This is a genomic window from Leifsonia tongyongensis (assembly GCF_010686705.1).
In the GTDB taxonomy this organism is placed as follows: Bacteria; Actinomycetota; Actinomycetes; order Actinomycetales; family Microbacteriaceae; genus Diaminobutyricibacter; species Diaminobutyricibacter tongyongensis.
Genome location: NZ_JAAGWY010000002.1, coordinates 1,018,197 through 1,034,659, shown reverse-complemented (window position 1 = coordinate 1,034,659; position 16,463 = coordinate 1,018,197). Strand labels below are relative to the sequence as shown.

Genomic DNA, 16,463 nt, shown 5'->3' with positions numbered 1-16,463 from the left:
GTTCAGGCGTTGACTTTCTGTGGGATGCGGTCGGCGGCGTGGCGGTGTCCGGCTCCGTGGGCGCCGCTCAGGTCGGTGGAGGCCCGGTCCAGGGAGATGGTTCCGGCGTCCGCGTCGGTCGGGAGTGCGTCGTCCACGGCGTCGAGGTCGGCGGCGCTGACCACGAGAGCGAACGGGCGGCCCTCGAGCCGGGCGCGGGAGAACGCGTCACTCAGTTCGTAGCGCAGACGACGCCGGTCGGCCGGGTCGTCGACCCGGTCGATGTCGTCGATCGCGAGGATCTGCGGGTCACCCTGCATGGCCCGCCGGACCTCGTCGACCGGGGTCGTGCTGAGGGCGAGTCGAGCGACGGCGACGTGCGAACGCACCGCGGAGCGCCGCGTGGGGAGCGCGAAGCCGGCGACTTTGAGCTTGCCGCTGTCGGACGCCATGCGGCCGGCGATGGTGAGGAGGAGGGCGGACTTGCCGGAATGGTGGCCCCCTCCGACGACGAGGATGTCGCCGTCGTCGATACGGAACGAGACGTCCGAGTACACCGGCTTGTCACGCCGCGCGAGACGGAGCCCTTCGGCGGCTGCGAGCGCGGTCGAGCCGGGTTCCGGCCACTGGGCCAGCTCGATCTCCTTCTGCAGGCCGTCTCCTTCGACATCGAACGAGGGGAGGATCCGGTCGAGCCACCGCGGCATCCACCACGCCTTGTCGCCGAGGAGTTGCAGCACCGCAGGCACCAGGGTCATCCGCACGATGAACGCGTCGACGAAGACGCCGACCGCGAGCCCGAGGGCGATGGGCTTGATCGAGCTGTCTCCTTCGGGCACGAACGCGGCGAAGACCGAGATCATGATGATCGCGGCCGCCGTGACGACTTTCGCCGAACCGACGAAGCCGCTCTGGACCGCTCGCCGCGCATCGCCGCCGTGCACGTAGTCCTCGCGGATGCGGCTGACGAGGAACACTTCGTAGTCCATGGCGAGCCCGAACAGGACGCCCATGAGGATGATCGGCATGAAGCTGATCACGGGGCCCTCCTTGGCGACGTTGAGTGCGCTGCCGAACCAACCCCATCCGAACACCGCCGCGACGGCTCCGAAGGCGGCGCCAACGGACAGCAGGTAACCGAGTGCGGCCTTGATCGGCACCGCGATCGAGCGGAACACCATGGTCAGGAGCACGAGCGACAGCCCGACCACGAGGATCCCGAAGGGCAGAAGAGCGCCGCCGAGCCGGTCGGACACATCGATCTGGACGGCGGTCGCCCCGGTCACCGCGAGGTCGACGTGGTACGTGTCGAGGAAGTGCTGGTGCTTCGCACGGATGTCGGCCACGAGCTGGGCGGTCGCCGGCGAGTCCGGCGCGGTCGTCGGGATGACCTGGATGATGCCGGTGTCCGCTGTCGCGTTCGGCGTCGCGACGGGGACGGCCGCGACACCCGGCATCGCCGCGATCTCGTCGCCGATCTTCGTCATCAGCCCGACGGGGTCGTGGCTGGACACGATGGAGCCGGTGACGATGAGCGGCCCGTTGTAGCCCGGCCCGAAGTGTTCGGAGACGAGGTCGTAGGTCACGCGCGCCGGGTCGCCTGCCGGGTGGGAGCCGGCGTCGGGCAGGGCCAGTCGCAGCTGCGCTGCCGGGATCGCGGCGATTCCGAGCGCGACGATCACGGCCACGATCGTCACGATGGGGTACCGGGTGACCGAGCGCACCCAGCCGCGGAAGAATCCGGGCGGGATCTCGGCTTTCGCGGCATGCGCGAGCGAGGGCCCGGAGGTGGCTGCGGGTGCGGCATCCGACTCGATGGACTCGGTCAGTTCCCCAGCCGCGGCAGCTCGCGCGGCAGCTCGCTCGCGTCGGCGGGTGGCGCGGTACCCGGGTGTGATGCGCTTGCCCGCGAAACCGACCAGGGCGGGGGTGAGGGTGAGCGAGATGAGGACGGCGATCGCCACGGCGACCGACGCCGCGATGCCCATCGTCGTCAGGAACGGAATGTTCGCGACGGAGAGGCCGAGGAGCGCGATGATCACGGTGATACCGGCGAACAGCACCGCGGATCCTGCCGTTGCGACGGCGCGAGCGGTCGACTCCTCCGGATCCACCCCCGCCTTCAGCTGACTCTGGTGTCGCGAAATGATGAACAGCGAATAGTCGATTCCGACGGCGAGACCGAGCATCAGGGCGAGCAGGGGAGTCGTAGAGGAGATCGGCCCGAAGAGGGTCGCGATGAAGATCAGTGCGACGGACAGCAGCACGCCGAGGAGTGCAGTGAGCAGGGGCATGCCCGCCGCGATGAACGAGCCGAAGGTCAGGATGAGCACGACGAGTGCGACGCCGACTCCGATGAGCTCGGTCGCGCTGATGCTGGGAAGGGTCTGCGAGAACACCTGTCCTCCGACGGCGACCTGGGAGCCGGCGGGTAGGGCCGACTGAAGGTCCGCCCCGGCCGCTTTGACGGCATCCTTGGTCGCCGCCGTGACCGTGCTCTGCTGGCCGGTGAGCTGAACGGTGATGACGGCGGCGGAGCCGTCGGAGGAGACGGTGTTCTTCACCCGTTCGTTGTATGGCGAGGTGACGGCGGCTACACCATGGATCTCGCCGAGCGATTTCACTGCATCCGCCACCGGTGCCGTGATGTCGGCCGCCCGCACGGTGCTGCCGTGGGGTGCGACGACGACGACTTGCGCCGAGGTGCCGCTGACCTGCGGGAAGGTGCGGCTGAGCGTGTCGAGTGCCTGCTGCGACTCGGTTCCGGGGATGCTGAACGAGTTGTCCGTACCCTGGTTGAAGGCCAGCGCGCCACCGCCGAGGGCGACGAGAAGTACGATCCACAAGGAGAGGACGAGTTTTCGACTGCGGTACGCCCAGCGACCGATCGAATAAAGCAGAGAGGACACGCGTTCTCCTACGCAGGGAATGAAATGAGTTTCGATACACCAACGTATCCGATACTCGAATGTATCCGATACAATGATGTATTCAAAAGCGGATTCAGGAAGGTTTCAGCTTGGAATCCCCAGCACTGATCGACGATGCGCCCACCGAGTCGGCACGGCGCCAGAAGACGCGTGCGCGGCTGCTCGACGCCGCATTCGAGATCTTCGCCGAGAAGGGCGTTCACGCCGCATCGGTCGAGATGATCACGGAGGCCGCCGGGTTCACCCGCGGTGCGTTCTACTCCAACTTCTCCACGAAAGAAGAGTTGTTCTTCGCACTCATGGAGCGTGAGAACGCACTCAGGATCGAACAGTTGCAGGTGGGCGTCGCCGAATACCTCGGCCCGTTCGCCGAGCAGGGAGTCGGCATCAGCGACGAAGTGGTCGGCACGGTGATCGCGAAGGTGCTGGAACTGCAGTCCGACGACCGGCGCTGGTGCCTCGTGCAGAGCGAATTCATGCTGCTCGCCATGCGCGACGCGGACGTCGCCAGCTGGTACCTCGACTTCCAGAATCGGTTCTTCGTCGAGCTGACGGCCATCGTCGTCGGTGCCCTCGACTCGGTGTCGCGCCGGTTCGTGATCGATCCGCTCGAGGCGGTCCGGATCATCGCGGAGCTGTGCGAACGCGCAGCGCAGAACGCCATTCTCGCCGGAGACCCGCGCCCACTGTCCGACCGCGTGTCCGAGAGCCTCCGCACCGTCGTGCTCGCCCTCACCGAGAAGATCTGACCGAACCCGAGATCCACCCCGAGATCAGACCGGAAGAAGCTGAACAGTTGTGCCCATGCCCTCCGCGGAGGGTAGCGTCGAACGAATGCGCCGACGTACTCTCCTGATCGCCCTCGCGTCCGTGGTGGCCGTGCTGGCGCTCGCCGCGGGCGCCTGGTCGCTGGGGTCCGTCTCCGGGCCGGTGAGCGGACCCGAAGCGGGCCGGGGAATGGCCGTGAAGAGCCCGGCGCCGGCGCCCGTTCCGAAGGCGGAGGACATGCCGCCCATGACGCTTACCGGCGACACCCGGTACGTCGCCCTCGGTGACTCGTTCGCTGCTGGGATGGGGGCCGGCGATGAGCACGGGGGCTGTGTGCGCAGCGCCGAGTCGAGCTATCCCGCCGTCTTCGCAGCCGACACGGGCGTGCGCCTGCTCCACAACGCCGCCTGCAGCGGTGCGACCACAGACGATCTCGTGAACAAACAGCTCTGGGCGTTGAACGGAGACGTCGACCTGGTCTCCGTCAGCATCGGAGGCAACGACCTCGGCGTCGCAGCCCTCGCGACGGCGTGTGAGCACGGCCCGACGACCGAATGCAAGAACGATTTCAACAAGGCGGTCGACACCATCGGCGTGCTGACCGACCGTCTTTCGGCGACCTACCAGGCGATCGCCGAGGCCGCGCCGAACGCCCGGATCGTCGTGACAGGCTACCCGCTGCTCTTCGAGCTGCCGGCGACCAACAACCCCGAGTTCGCGACGACCGCGGCGGTGAACACGGCGACGGCCGCGCTCGATGCGGATGCCGAGTCGGCCGTCACCAGGCAGCAGGAGCGCGGCGTGAAGATCTGGTACGTCCCCGTGAGTTTCACGAACCACGGAGTCGGCAGCGCGAAGCCCTGGGTCAACCGGAAAGGCCTCGCGGCATACCATCCCACGGCGGCCGGCTATCGCGAATACGCTCGCGCGTTCGAGGCGGCCCTGGCCGGACGGCACTGACCGCGATCGGGTTCAGCGCGAGCCGGGCATCCGGGCGGCGAGCGAACGCCGCGACGGTGAGAAGCGTGGCCGGCGTGGCACCGTAGCGTGCAGCCGGGCGAAGTCGAGCGTCTCGACGAGCATCTCCAGCCGCTCCTGATCGGTGCGTGCCTTGCGTGTGTTCACTTCGGCGACGACGTTGCCCGTCCAGCGCTCCGCCCCGAGGAGTTCGAGCACCTCGGCTACCGGCTGACTTCCGTAGCCCGGCAGCAGATGCTCGTCGAAGACCCGCCCTTCGTCGAGCGACCCCGATCCGTCGCACAGGTGGATGTGCCGCAGCCGTTCGCCGAACGCTCGGGCCAGCTCGAGCCCGTCCTGTCCGCTCAGCGCGGCGTGCGAGAAGTCGAGGGTGACGGAATCGCAGTCCATGGTCCGCGGATCCCATCCCGGGGAGTACGCCTTGAGGCTCCGCCCGGCGACCTTCCACGGGAACATGTTCTCGACCGCGATGTCGACCCCGTAGAGCTCCTCGGTCTCCCGCACGATCTGGAGGAAGTTCTCCGCATAGCCCGCCTGCCAGCGGAACGGCGGATGCACGACCACGGTCGACGCTCCGACGCCACGGGCCAGGTCGGCAGAGCGTTCGAGCTTCACCATGGGATCGCGACCCCACACGAAATGCGTGAGGAGCAGCACGGGTGCGTGGATCGACATGATCGGCATGTCGTATTTGGCCGAGAGGGCGAGCAGCGAACTGCTGCTCTGCGTCGTCTCGTCGTTCGTGACCATGACCTCGACGCCGTCGTAGCCGGCGAGCCTGGCGAAACGGAAACCGTGCTCCGTCGATAGCGGATACACACATGACGTGCTCATGCCGATTCGTAGCATCAACCGCAGTGTAGCCAGCGCACCTGAACGGCGGATGTCCGTTGGAGGAACCGCCGGGGGAGCGCCGACCGGCACGCTGGTAGCCTGAGGGGAGTGCGTAACCCGGCGGACGACGACGGACAGGACTCACCATCTCAGCTCAGAACGGCATCGACGAAGACTCTCGCGACGAGAGGTACGAGCTGGTCATCGTCTCGAACCGCCTCCCGGTCGACCGTGTAGCCGGGGACGACGGGGAGGCGTCGTGGCGGCCGTCCCCAGGTGGCCTGGTCGCAGCTCTCGAGCCGGTCATGCGACAGGAAGACGGCGTATGGATCGGCTGGGCGGGCGTCGCCGACGAGGTGATCGAGCCGTTCGAGGCCGACGGGATCAGCCTCATCCCGGTGCCTCTGAGCGAGCAGGAGATCGAGGAGTACTACGAAGGGTTCTCCAACGACACCCTCTGGCCGCTCTACCACGACGTCATCGCGCCGCCGAGCTATCACCGGGAGTGGTGGGATGCGTACCTGCGCGTGAACAGGCGGTTCGCGGATGCGGCGGCCAGGGCATCCGCACCCGGCGCGGTCGTGTGGGTCCACGACTACCAGCTGCAGCTCGTACCTGCGCTGCTCCGCGAGGCGCGACCCGACCTCGTGATCGGCTTCTTCAACCACATCCCGTTCCCTCCGTACGGCATCTACTCACAGCTTCCGTGGCGCCGGCAGATCATCGACGGACTCCTGGGCGCCGACGTGATCGGGTTCCAGCGGGTCGCCGACGCGGGCAACTTCTCACGCGCGGTTCGCCGGCTCAAGGGTTTCGAGACGCGCGGGCCGATCATCGAGGTGCCGATCGAGTCGGACGACCCGGCGTCCGGGTCGCATCGTCATGTCACGAGCAACAAGCACGGTGGTCTGGTCCGCACCGTCCTCGCCCGTCAGTTCCCCATCTCGATCGACACCCAGAAGTACCAGGACCTCGCCAGCCGTCCCGAGATCCAGGAACGTGCGCGCCAGATCCGAGAGGACCTCGGCAACCCGAAGACGATCATGCTCGGCGTCGACCGTCTCGACTACACGAAGGGCATCGGCCATCGCCTGAAGGCGTTCGGCGAACTGCTCGCCGAAGACAAGATCTCGGTCGACGACGTGACCCTGGTCCAGGTGGCGAGCCCGAGCCGCGAACGAGTGGAGACGTACCGCCTGCTGCGGGATGAGATCGAACTGACCGTCGGCCGGATCAACGGCGACTACAGCAGCATCAGCCACACAGCGATCGCCTATCTGCACCACGGGTATCCCCGCGAAGAGATGGTCGCGCTTTACCTCGCCGCCGACGTGATGCTCGTGACGGCGCTCCGTGACGGCATGAACCTCGTCGCGAAAGAATATGTGGCCAGCCGGGTCGACGAGGACGGCGTGCTGGTGCTGAGCGAGTTCGCGGGCGCCAGCGACGAGTTGCGGCAGGCGCTGCTGATCAACCCGCACGACATCGAGGGGCTCAAGGAGGCGATGCTGGCGGCGATCGCAATGCCGCGCCGCGAGCGCGCACGTCGCATGCGAGCCCTCCGCAAACGGGTGATCACCAACGACGTCGCGCGCTGGTCGGCGTCGTTCCTCGATGCCCTCACGCGCAGCGCCCACGGCGACCACCCCCTGCAGAACCCGCCCACGAACCGGGGATGAACCGAACACGATGACGAACACCGCACCTCCCAGCCGTAGCCAGCCACCGAGCCCTAGCCAGCCACCGAGCCCTAGCCAGCCACCCAGCCGTAGCCAGCCACCGAGCCGCACCGAGTCCGCTGTCGCCCTCGCGGGGGCACTCCGGCGAATCGCCGCAACCGACCGCCTGCTTCTCGCGCTCGACTTCGACGGAACCCTCGCGCCGTTCGTGGACAAGCCGCGCCAGGCACGTGCCCTTCCCGCCGCGAAGGCCGCACTCGACCGGCTCGAGCGGATGCCCGACACCTGGGTCGCCTACGTCTCCGGTCGCCCGCTCAGCAGTCTGGAGCAGGTGACGGAGGCCGACGCGGACGCGCTCCTGATCGGCTCGCACGGTGTCGAGCTCCGGTTCGGCCGCGACGGCGACTCCCTCGACCTGACCGAACCGGAGAAGGCGACCCTCGCCCGCCTCGGTGAGCTGCTCGGAGCGATCGTCGACCGTACCCCCGGCACGCGCCTGGAGGTCAAGCCCGTCGGATTCGGAGTCCACACCCGCAATCTGGACCCTGACGTCGCCGCCCGGACGAACGCTGCCGCGTACGACGCAGCTGCGACGGTCGACGGAGAGCTGACGGTCCGCGACGGCAAGGACATCCTCGAGTTCTCGGTCCGTGGAGCGGACAAGGGGGACGGCATCGAGAGGCTGCGGGAATACGTCGACGCGACGGCCGTGCTGTTCGCCGGAGACGACGTCACCGACGAGGACGGCTTCGCAGTGCTCACCCGCAACGATGTCGGAATCAAGGTCGGCGAGGGCGATACGGCCGCGCAGTTCCGTGTCGCCGATCCGGAGACGATCGCGACGCTCCTCGGCATGCTGGCCGACGCTCGCGGCGAACGCGTGCCCGACTAGAGCCAGTCGTTGCGCTTGAAGGCGAAGTAGAGCGCGACCGAGATCACGACGATCAGCGCACTCGATGCGATGAAGCCCCACTCCGTGGCGAACCCGGGGTACGGCAGGTTCTGTCCGTAGAACCCCGTGATCGCTGTGGGAACAGCGATGATCGCGGCCCAGCTCGTCACCTTCTTCATGATCAGGTTCATCCGGTTGCCCTGGAGGCTGATGTTGGTCTCGAGGATCGTGTTCACCAGGTCGCGGAGCGACTCCGTCCACTCGGTCGCCCGCAGCACGTGGTCGTAGACGTCCTGGAAGTACGGCGTCATGGCCGGGTCGATGGCTTCGAGGTCGCGCCGCATGAGCGTGTTGACCACCTCGCGCATGGGCAGGACGGCGCGCCGCAGGAGCACCAGGCTCTTGCGGAGCTCGAACGACCGCCGTTGCAGTTCCGGTGACTTCGGTTTGGGGTCGAACAGGGAGTCCTCGAGCTTTTCGATCTGGGCGTCGAGTTCCTGCACCGTCTCGAAGTGGCCGTCGACGACGGAGTCGAGCAGGCCCCAGAGCAGGAAGGAGACGCCGTGCCCGGCGAGGTCGGGTTCGTCATCCCACTTCTTCTTGACAGCGGCGATGTCGAACGATTTCGAATGAACGGTCACGAAAGCGTGCGGGGTGATGAACGCTTTGACGGGCTGGGTCGAGAGGACGCCCGTCTTCTGATCCAGGCTCACGGCGTAGGCGGCGAGGAACAGGTGGGTGTCATACCGGTCGACCTTCGGCCGCTCGAAGTCGGCGACGGCGTCGTCGACGGCAAGCCGGTGGAGGCCGAGCTCCTCCTCCAGGGCCGCCAGGTCCTTCCTGGTGGGGTTGGTGAAGTCGACCCAGACGGTGCACGCCGGTTCGAGGATGTGGTCGGAGACGTCGTCGAGCGGGAAGTCCTCGAGTTCGACGACGCCGTTGCGGTACAGGCGGGTGTGGATCATGCGCTCATGCTAAGGCAGCTGACTGCTACAGTCGCTCGTGTCGGCTTCGGGAGGGGGAGCGCACGTGATCGAGCACGCGCAAGAGGCGGCGGAGGCGCCGCACGGCGGCATCGTCGTCGGTGGTCTGTCCAGGTCGTTCGACGGGGTTCCCGTGGTGCGCGAGGCGACCTTCGAGGTGCGGCCGGGATCGGTCACCGCCCTTGTCGGTCCGAACGGGGCTGGCAAGACCACGGTCATGCTCATCCTCGCGAGCCTGCTGCAGCCGACATCCGGTTTCGTCCGTGTCGGAGGGTTCGACCCGGTGACGGACCCGGCTTCGGTTCGTGCTGTGATGGGGTGGATGCCGGACACGCTCGGGTCGTGGCCCACCCTGACCGTGCAGTCGGCGATCCGCACGACGGCGCGCATGTACGGCATCGACGCCGAGGCGTCCGCACGCCGTGCCGACGAGCTGGTCGAGCTGGTCGGGCTGGGTGCGCTGGCCGGTTCGCCGACGCGGGTGCTGTCGCGCGGCCAGAAGCAGCGCCTCAGCCTGGCTCGCGCGCTCGTGCACCGGCCGTCCGTGCTCATCCTCGATGAGCCGGCATCCGGCCTCGACCCGGCCGCGCGCGCCGACCTGCGGGAACTCATCCGGAGGCTCGCCGGCGAGGGCGTCGCGATCCTCGTGTCGAGCCATGTGCTCGCCGAGCTGGAGGAGATGGCCGACAGCGCCGTGTACCTGACCGCGGGTGTGACCGCCTCGGCCGACACGGTCGCCCGCGCGACCTCGGCCCGCCGCCAGTGGCGCATCCGCGGACTCGACCGCGACGCCGTCCCCGCCGCGCTCGCCGCCATCGGCGTGACCGGCGATCGGGTGCAGGTCGACAACCTGGGCACGCTGGTGTCCGTGTCGGGGGAGGCGGATGCGGCGGCTCTCCTGCGTGCGCTCGTCGCATCCGGTGTCGAGATCAGCAGCTTCTCGCCCGCTGTCGGCGAGCTGGAGCACACGTTCCTCGACCTCAACCGCTCGTCGAGCATGGAAGGGGACCTCCGATGAAGGCGTTCTTCCCCGGGCTGTGGCTGATCGTCGGCCTCGAGCTCCGCCAGCGCGTGCGCGGCGCGGCCTGGTACGTGCTCATCGGGATCTTCGCGGTGGTGCTGCTGGCCGTGACCGTGCTCTTCACCTGGTTCACCGTGACCACCCCGGGCGCCGACAGCGGCGGGCCGTTGTACTCGGTCATCATGTACATCGTCCTGCTGCTCAGTACCCTGATGACGCCGGCGCTCAGCGGGAGTGCGATCAACGGCGACCGCGACACGGGGACGCTCGCGACCACGCAGGTGACCCTGATCACCACGGGCCAGCTGGTGCTGGGCAAGTTCCTCGCTTCGTGGGTGAGCGCGCTCGCCTTCCTCGTGGTGAGCCTCCCGTTCATCATCGTGGCCGTCACCCTCGGCGGTCTCAGCCCCCTCACGATCGTCACGTCCGCGCTCATCCTCGTCGCCGAGCTCGGGGTCTTCGCCGCGATCGGCGTCGGCCTCTCCGGGCTCGTGAACCGCCCGCTGTTCTCGGTCGTGGTCAGCTACCTCACGATCGCCGCACTCTGTGCGGGAACGCTGATCTCGTTCGGGCTGCTGACCCTCGTGACCCGCAGCGACGTCGTCGTGACGGAGACGAACGTGTCCCAGTCGTCGGGAGACCCGTCCACGACGGACCCGTCGCAGATCGTGTGCGACCCGCCCACCACGTACACGTTTCAGGTTCCGCGTTACGACTACTACTGGTGGATGCTCGCCGCGAACCCCTACGTGGTGGTCGCCGACGCCACGCCCGGGTCCTTCTCGAAGGAGGGCACGCCGGCCGATCTCTTCACGATCATCGCGACGGGGGTGCGCACGGCGCAGCACGCTCCGCCGCTCGCCGAGACGAACGACTATTGCGCCCAGGTCAAGGCGGAAGCGAACGGCAACCGCCCGACCGACAATGGGCCGACGCCGAAGGAGGTCTACGAGTCGTCCGTTCCGTCCTGGTTCGTCGGTCTGGCCATGCACGTCCTGCTGGCGGGCGCGTTGCTCGCCGGGGCTTGGGCGCGCACACGCACGCCCGCACGCCGGCTCTCGAAGGGCAGCCGCATCGCCTGAGCCCGGATGAAAAATCACGGGTCGCGGTCGTTCTAGACTCGTCACATGCCTGAAATCGACTGGAAACCGCGTTCGCGGGTCGTCACCGACGGGATCGAAGCCACGACGAGTCGCGGAATGCTCCGCGCGGTCGGGATGGGCGACGCCGACTGGGAGAAGCCCCAGATCGGCATTGCGAGCTCGTGGAACGAGATCACGCCGTGCAACCTCTCGCTCGACAGGCTCGCCCAGGGGGCTAAGGAGGGTGTGCACTCGGGCGGCGGATACCCCCTCCAGTTCGGCACGATCTCCGTCTCCGACGGCATCTCGATGGGCCACGAAGGCATGCACTTCTCGCTCGTGTCCCGTGAGGTGATCGCCGACTCCGTCGAGACCGTCATGATGGCGGAGCGCCTCGACGGCACGGTGCTGCTCGCGGGATGCGACAAGTCACTGCCCGGCATGCTCATGGCCGCGGCGCGACTCGACCTGGCCGCGGTGTTCCTGTACGCGGGCTCGATCGCCCCCGGCTGGGTCAAGCTCTCGGACGGCACCGAGAAGGACGTCACGATCATCGACTCGTTCGAGGCGGTCGGCGCGTGCAAGGCCGGCAAGATGAGCGAAGAGGACCTCAAGCGCATCGAGTGCGCGATCGCCCCGGGTGAGGGCGCGTGCGGTGGCATGTACACGGCCAACACGATGGCGTCCGTCGCCGAGGCGCTCGGGATGAGCCTGCCCGGCTCGGCCGCTCCGCCCTCGGCCGACCGTCGCCGCGACTACTTCGCGCACCGGAGCGGCGAGGCGGTCGTCAACCTGCTCAAGCTCGGGATCACGGCCCGCGACATCCTGACCAAGGAAGCGTTCGAGAACGCGATCGCGGTCGCGATGGCCTTCGGCGGTTCGACGAACGTCGTTCTCCACCTCCTCGCCATCGCCCGCGAAGCCGAGGTCGACCTGACCATCGACGACTTCAACCGCATCGGCGACCGGATCCCGCACATCGGCGACCTGAAGCCCTTCGGCAAGTACGTGATGAACGACGTCGATCGCCACGGCGGCGTGCCGGTCGTGATGAAGGCGCTCCTCGACGCGGGTCTGCTGCACGGCGACTGCCTGACCGTCACTGGCAAGACGGTCGCGGAGAACCTGGCCGAGATCAACCCTCCTGCGCCCGACGGCGAAGTGATGCGCACGCTCGACAACCCGATCCACAAGACCGGCGGCATCACCATCCTCAAGGGCTCGTTCGCGCCGGAGGGCGCCGTCGTCAAGACGGCCGGCTTCGACGCCGACGTGTTCGAGGGACCGGCTCGCGTGTTCGAACGCGAGCGGGGCGCGATGGATGCGCTGACCGAGGGCTCGATCAACGCGGGCGACGTGGTCATCATCCGCTACGAGGGCCCGAAGGGCGGCCCGGGGATGCGCGAGATGCTTGCGATCACCGCCGCCATCAAGGGCGCAGGCCTCGGCAAGGATGTACTACTATTGACAGACGGTCGATTCTCAGGCGGCACAACCGGACTGTGCATCGGCCATATAGCACCCGAAGCGGTGGACGCAGGTCCTATCGCCTTCGTGCGCGATGGTGATCTGATACGGGTCGATATCGCAGCTCGCTCCCTCGACCTACTTGTCGACGACTCCGAGCTCGCCGCTCGCCGAGAAGGCTGGGCACCGCTACCTCCGCGCTATACCCGTGGCGTTCTCGCAAAATACTCGAAGCTCGTGCACTCCGCCGCCGAGGGCGCGATCACCGGGTAGCCTGCGCTCTCATCATCCGTTTCGTACGTAGGGATTCGCTCACTCATGTCCACGGAACCACCAACGACCGTGTTACCCACCCCGCAGCCCGGCCGGGCCGCGCCCGAGATGCTGACCGGCGCGCAAGCGGTCGTGCGCACGCTCGAACTCCTCGGAATCGACAACGTCTTCGGGCTGCCGGGCGGTGCGATCCTGCCCATCTACGACCCGCTCATGGATTCGAAGAAGATCCGCCACATCCTGGTCCGCCACGAGCAGGGGGCCGGGCACGCCGCTGAAGGCTATGCGGCGGCCACCGGGCGCGTCGGTGTCGCGATGGCGACCAGCGGCCCGGGGGCGACGAACCTCGTCACGGCGATCATGGATGCGCACATGGACTCGGTTCCGACGCTGTTCATCACCGGCCAGGTCTTCTCCACGCTGATGGGCACCGATGCGTTCCAGGAGGCCGACATCGTCGGCATCACGATGCCGATCACGAAGCACTCGTTCCTCGTGAAGAGCGCGGCGGACATCCCGTCGACGATCGCGGCCGCGTACCACATCGCGGGAACCGGACGCCCCGGCCCGGTCCTCGTCGACATCACCAAGGACGCCCAGCAGGAGACCGTTCCGTTCGTCTGGCCGCCCAAGATCGACCTCCCGGGCTACCGTCCGGTGACGAAAGCCCACGGCAAGCAGATCCTCGCGGCGGCCCAGTTGCTCGCCGAAGCGAAGAAGCCCATCCTCTATGTCGGCGGTGGCGTGATCCGGGCCCGCGCATCCGAGGAGCTGCTGGCACTCGCCGAGGCGACGGGCGCCCCGGTGACCACGACGCTCATGGCCCGTGGTGCGTTCCCCGACGCGCACGCCCAGCACCTCGGCATGCCCGGCATGCACGGCACGGTGCCGGCGGTGCTCGGCCTGCAGGAGGCCGACCTCATCGTGTCCCTCGGTGCGCGGTTCGACGACCGCGTCACCGGCAAGACTGCGCTCTTCGCCCCGAACGCGAAGATCGTCCATGTCGACGTCGACCCGGCGGAGATCTCGAAGATCCGCACGGCCGACGTCCCCATCGTCGGCGATGCCAAGGACGTCATCGTCGACCTCACGACCGCGTACAGGCAGGCGACGAAGGACAGCCCGCCCGACCTGGTCGAGTGGTGGACTTACCTGAACGGACTCCGCGAGGAGTTCCCGCTCGGGTTCTCGCCGACCTCCGACGGACTCCTCGCGCCTCAGTATGTGATCAAGCGCATCGGCGAGCTGACCGGCCCTGAGGGCATCTTCACCGCCGGTGTCGGGCAGCACCAGATGTGGGCCGCCCAGTTCATCAAGTACCAGCGTCCGAACTCCTGGCTCAACTCCGGGGGAGCGGGAACGATGGGGTACTCGGTTCCCGCTGCAATGGGTGCGAAGGTCGCCGAACCCGAACGCGTGGTGTGGGCGATCGACGGCGACGGATGCTTCCAGATGACCAATCAGGAGCTCGCCACCTGCACGATCAACAACATCCCCATCAAGGTGGCGATCATCAACAACTCGTCGCTCGGTATGGTCCGCCAGTGGCAGACCCTCTTCTACGACGGCCGGTATTCCAACACCGACCTCAACACCGGGCACGACACCATGCGCGTCCCCGACTTCGTGAAGCTTGCGGAGGCGTACGGCGCCCTCGGCATCCGCGTCACGAAAGAAGACGAGGTGGATGCGGCCATCAAGCTGGCGCTCGAGACGAACGACCGGCCGGTCGTCATCGACTTCGTCGTCAGCGCGGATGCGATGGTGTGGCCGATGGTGCCGCAAGGCGTCAGCAACAGCTACGTGCAGTACGCGAAAGACCACAGCCCCGCGTTCGAGGAGGAGGCTTAATCATGAGCACCCACGTCCTGTCGCTCCTCGTCGAGGACAAGCCGGGTCTGCTGACCCGGGTCGCCGGGCTCTTCGCCCGTCGCGGCTTCAACATCGAGAGTCTCGCGGTCGGCACCAGTGAGGTCGACGGGCTCTCGCGGATCACCGTGGTGGTCGACGTCGAGGATCTTCCCCTCGAGCAGGTGACCAAACAGCTCAACAAGCTGATCAACGTGATCAAGATCGTCGAGCTCGACCCTGCGCAGTCCGTGCAGCGTGAGCACCTGCTCATCAAGGTGCGCGTCGACAATTCGACGCGATCGCAGGTGCTCGAAGCCGTCAACCTCTTCCGGGCCAGGGTCGTCGACGTGGCGACCGATGCGCTGGTCATCGAGGTGACCGGCGACAGCGGCAAGACCCAGGCGCTGCTCAAAGTGCTCGAGCCGTACGGGATCAAGGAGATGGCCCAGTCCGGGCTGCTCGCGATCGGTCGCGGCTCGAAGTCCATCACTGAACGCGTCTTCAAGAACTAGCTCGCCCGTTGGGCGACGCCGTACCGAAAACCTCGCCCTTCCGGGCGACGAACCAACTCGCACCACATCATTAAGGAGATACAACAAAGTGGCTGAGATCTATTACGACAACGACGCCGATCTGTCGATCATCCAGGGCAAGAAAGTCGCCGTCATCGGCTACGGCTCGCAGGGGCACGCGCACGCGCAGAACCTCCGCGACTCGGGCGTCGAGGTCGTCGTCGGCCTGAAGGAGGGCTCGAAGTCCAAGCCCAAGGCCGAAGAGGCCGGATTCCAGGTCCTGAGTGCGGCCGACGCAGCCAAGTGGGCCGACGTGATCGTGATCCTCGCGCCCGACCAGGTGCAGCGTCACCTGTACGCCGACGACATCCAGCCGAACCTGTCCGAGGGCAACGCTCTCGTCTTCGGCCACGGCTTCAACATCCGCTTCGGCTACATCGAGGCGCCGGAGGGCGTCGACGTCATCATGGTCGCCCCGAAGGGCCCTGGCCACACGGTTCGCCGTGAGTACGAGGCCGGCCGTGGCGTCCCCGTGATCGTCGCCGTCGAGAAGGACGCGACCGGAAACGCCTGGCCGCTCGTCCTGAGCTACGCCAAGGGCATCGGCGGACTCCGCGCCGGCGGCATCAAGACGACCTTCACCGAGGAGACCGAGACCGACCTGTTCGGTGAGCAGGCGGTGCTCTGCGGCGGCGTCTCGCAGCTGGTCCAGTACGGCTTCGAGACCCTCACCGAGGCCGGCTACCAGCCGCAGGTGGCCTATTTCGAGGTGCTGCACGAGCTCAAGCTGATCGTCGACCTCATGTGGGAGGGCGGCATCGCGAAGCAGCGCTGGAGCGTCTCCGACACCGCCGAGTACGGCGACTACGTCTCCGGACCCCGTGTGATCGACCCGCATGTGAAGGAGAACATGCAGGCCGTGCTCGCCGACATCCAGGACGGGACGTTCGCGAAGCGTTTCATCGCCGACCAGGATGCTGGAGCACCCGAGTTCTTCGCGCTCCGTGCGAAGGGCGAGGCGCACCCGATCGAGGCGACGGGCCGCGAACTCCGCAAGCTGTTCGCCTGGAACGCCTCGAACGACGACGACTACGTCGACGGCGAAGTCGCACGCTGAGCTGAGCTGACGTCGAGTCGTCACGTTCTCCCCTCATCCTCGACGGGGAAGGGGGGGACCGGGCGACGCGCCACGGTGGGGGGGGGGAGAAACGGGG

13 protein-coding genes are annotated in these 16,463 nt (G+C 67.4%); 10 read left to right on the top strand and 3 right to left on the bottom strand.

Annotation, left to right across the window (positions count from 1 at the left end):
• Nucleotides 1-2 precede the first annotated feature (2 nt).
• A complete protein-coding gene (locus G3T36_RS12930; protein WP_163290146.1) occupies nucleotides 3-2,888 on the bottom strand; it encodes an efflux RND transporter permease subunit in 2,886 nt (961 codons plus the stop codon).
• 110 nt (nucleotides 2,889-2,998) lie between these two features.
• On the opposite strand from G3T36_RS12930, the gene G3T36_RS12925 reads away from it, so the two are divergent.
• Together G3T36_RS12925 and G3T36_RS12920 are read left to right on the top strand one after the other, a co-directional pair.
• A complete protein-coding gene (locus G3T36_RS12925) occupies nucleotides 2,999-3,658 on the top strand; it encodes a TetR/AcrR family transcriptional regulator (protein WP_193571091.1) in 660 nt (219 codons plus the stop codon).
• Between the two features lie 85 nt (nucleotides 3,659-3,743).
• Complete coding sequence (locus tag G3T36_RS12920) at nucleotides 3,744-4,637, top strand: SGNH/GDSL hydrolase family protein (RefSeq protein WP_163290145.1); 894 nt, start codon at nucleotides 3,744-3,746, stop codon at nucleotides 4,635-4,637.
• Nucleotides 4,638-4,649: 12 nt separating this feature from the next.
• Here G3T36_RS12920 and G3T36_RS12915 read toward each other — a convergent pair whose 3' ends face one another.
• On the bottom strand, nucleotides 4,650-5,489 hold the full coding sequence (locus G3T36_RS12915; protein ID WP_420811045.1) for a sugar phosphate isomerase/epimerase family protein: 840 nt from the start codon (nucleotides 5,487-5,489) through the stop codon (nucleotides 4,650-4,652).
• Nucleotides 5,490-5,653: 164 nt separating this feature from the next.
• Between G3T36_RS12915 and otsA the strand changes: the two genes are divergently transcribed.
• Nucleotides 5,654-7,168, top strand: coding sequence for an alpha,alpha-trehalose-phosphate synthase (UDP-forming) (otsA, locus tag G3T36_RS12910; protein ID WP_163290341.1), 1,515 nt, complete (start codon nucleotides 5,654-5,656; stop codon nucleotides 7,166-7,168).
• A 10-nt stretch (nucleotides 7,169-7,178) separates the two neighbouring features.
• The gene (otsB, locus tag G3T36_RS12905; RefSeq protein WP_163290143.1) at nucleotides 7,179-8,060 is read left to right on the top strand and encodes a trehalose-phosphatase; all 882 of its coding nucleotides are present in this window, start codon (nucleotides 7,179-7,181) and stop codon (nucleotides 8,058-8,060) included.
• On the opposite strand, the gene G3T36_RS12900 is transcribed toward otsB, so the two are convergent.
• Entirely contained in the window at nucleotides 8,057-9,025 is a 969-nt protein-coding gene (locus G3T36_RS12900; RefSeq protein ID WP_193571090.1) for a magnesium transporter CorA family protein, read from the bottom strand. The two genes, otsB and G3T36_RS12900, sit on opposite strands and share 4 nt — an antisense overlap.
• Before the next feature lie 37 nt (nucleotides 9,026-9,062).
• On the opposite strand from G3T36_RS12900, the gene G3T36_RS12895 reads away from it, so the two are divergent.
• The 6 genes from G3T36_RS12895 (at nucleotide 9,063) to ilvC (ending at nucleotide 16,366) form a co-directional block, all read left to right on the top strand.
• On the top strand, nucleotides 9,063-10,061 hold the full coding sequence (locus tag G3T36_RS12895) for an ABC transporter ATP-binding protein (RefSeq protein ID WP_338031573.1): 999 nt from the start codon (nucleotides 9,063-9,065) through the stop codon (nucleotides 10,059-10,061).
• A complete protein-coding gene (locus G3T36_RS12890) occupies nucleotides 10,058-11,146 on the top strand; it encodes an ABC transporter permease (protein ID WP_163290142.1) in 1,089 nt (362 codons plus the stop codon). The genes G3T36_RS12895 and G3T36_RS12890 overlap by 4 nt, the downstream gene beginning before the upstream one ends.
• Nucleotides 11,147-11,191: 45 nt before the next feature.
• Nucleotides 11,192-12,886 carry a dihydroxy-acid dehydratase gene (gene ilvD / locus G3T36_RS12885; RefSeq protein WP_163290141.1) on the top strand — a complete coding sequence of 565 codons (1,695 nt, stop codon included), beginning with the start codon at nucleotides 11,192-11,194 and terminating at the stop codon, nucleotides 12,884-12,886.
• Between the two features lie 45 nt (nucleotides 12,887-12,931).
• Entirely contained in the window at nucleotides 12,932-14,737 is a 1,806-nt protein-coding gene (locus G3T36_RS12880; protein ID WP_163290140.1) for an acetolactate synthase large subunit, read from the top strand.
• 2 nt (nucleotides 14,738-14,739) lie between these two features.
• A complete protein-coding gene (ilvN, locus tag G3T36_RS12875) occupies nucleotides 14,740-15,249 on the top strand; it encodes an acetolactate synthase small subunit (RefSeq protein WP_163290139.1) in 510 nt (169 codons plus the stop codon).
• A gap of 88 nt (nucleotides 15,250-15,337) precedes the next feature.
• Nucleotides 15,338-16,366, top strand: coding sequence for a ketol-acid reductoisomerase (gene ilvC, locus G3T36_RS12870; RefSeq protein ID WP_163290138.1), 1,029 nt, complete (start codon nucleotides 15,338-15,340; stop codon nucleotides 16,364-16,366).
• Nucleotides 16,367-16,463 lie beyond the last annotated feature (97 nt).

Bases quoted from the DNA above. Each gene is read 5' to 3' on its own strand.
- G3T36_RS12880 (WP_163290140.1), top strand. From the start codon at position 12,932: ATGTCCACGGAACCACCAACGACCGTGTTACCCACCCCGCAGCCCGGC.
- G3T36_RS12900 (WP_193571090.1), bottom strand. From the start codon at position 9,025: ATGATCCACACCCGCCTGTACCGCAACGGCGTCGTCGAACTCGAGGAC.
- G3T36_RS12890 (WP_163290142.1), top strand. From the start codon at position 10,058: ATGAAGGCGTTCTTCCCCGGGCTGTGGCTGATCGTCGGCCTCGAGCTC.
- G3T36_RS12920 (WP_163290145.1), top strand. From the start codon at position 3,744: ATGCGCCGACGTACTCTCCTGATCGCCCTCGCGTCCGTGGTGGCCGTG.
- ilvN (WP_163290139.1), top strand. From the start codon at position 14,740: ATGAGCACCCACGTCCTGTCGCTCCTCGTCGAGGACAAGCCGGGTCTG.
- G3T36_RS12915 (WP_420811045.1), bottom strand. From the start codon at position 5,489: ATGAGCACGTCATGTGTGTATCCGCTATCGACGGAGCACGGTTTCCGT.
- ilvD (WP_163290141.1), top strand. From the start codon at position 11,192: ATGCCTGAAATCGACTGGAAACCGCGTTCGCGGGTCGTCACCGACGGG.
- otsB (WP_163290143.1), top strand. From the start codon at position 7,179: ATGACGAACACCGCACCTCCCAGCCGTAGCCAGCCACCGAGCCCTAGC.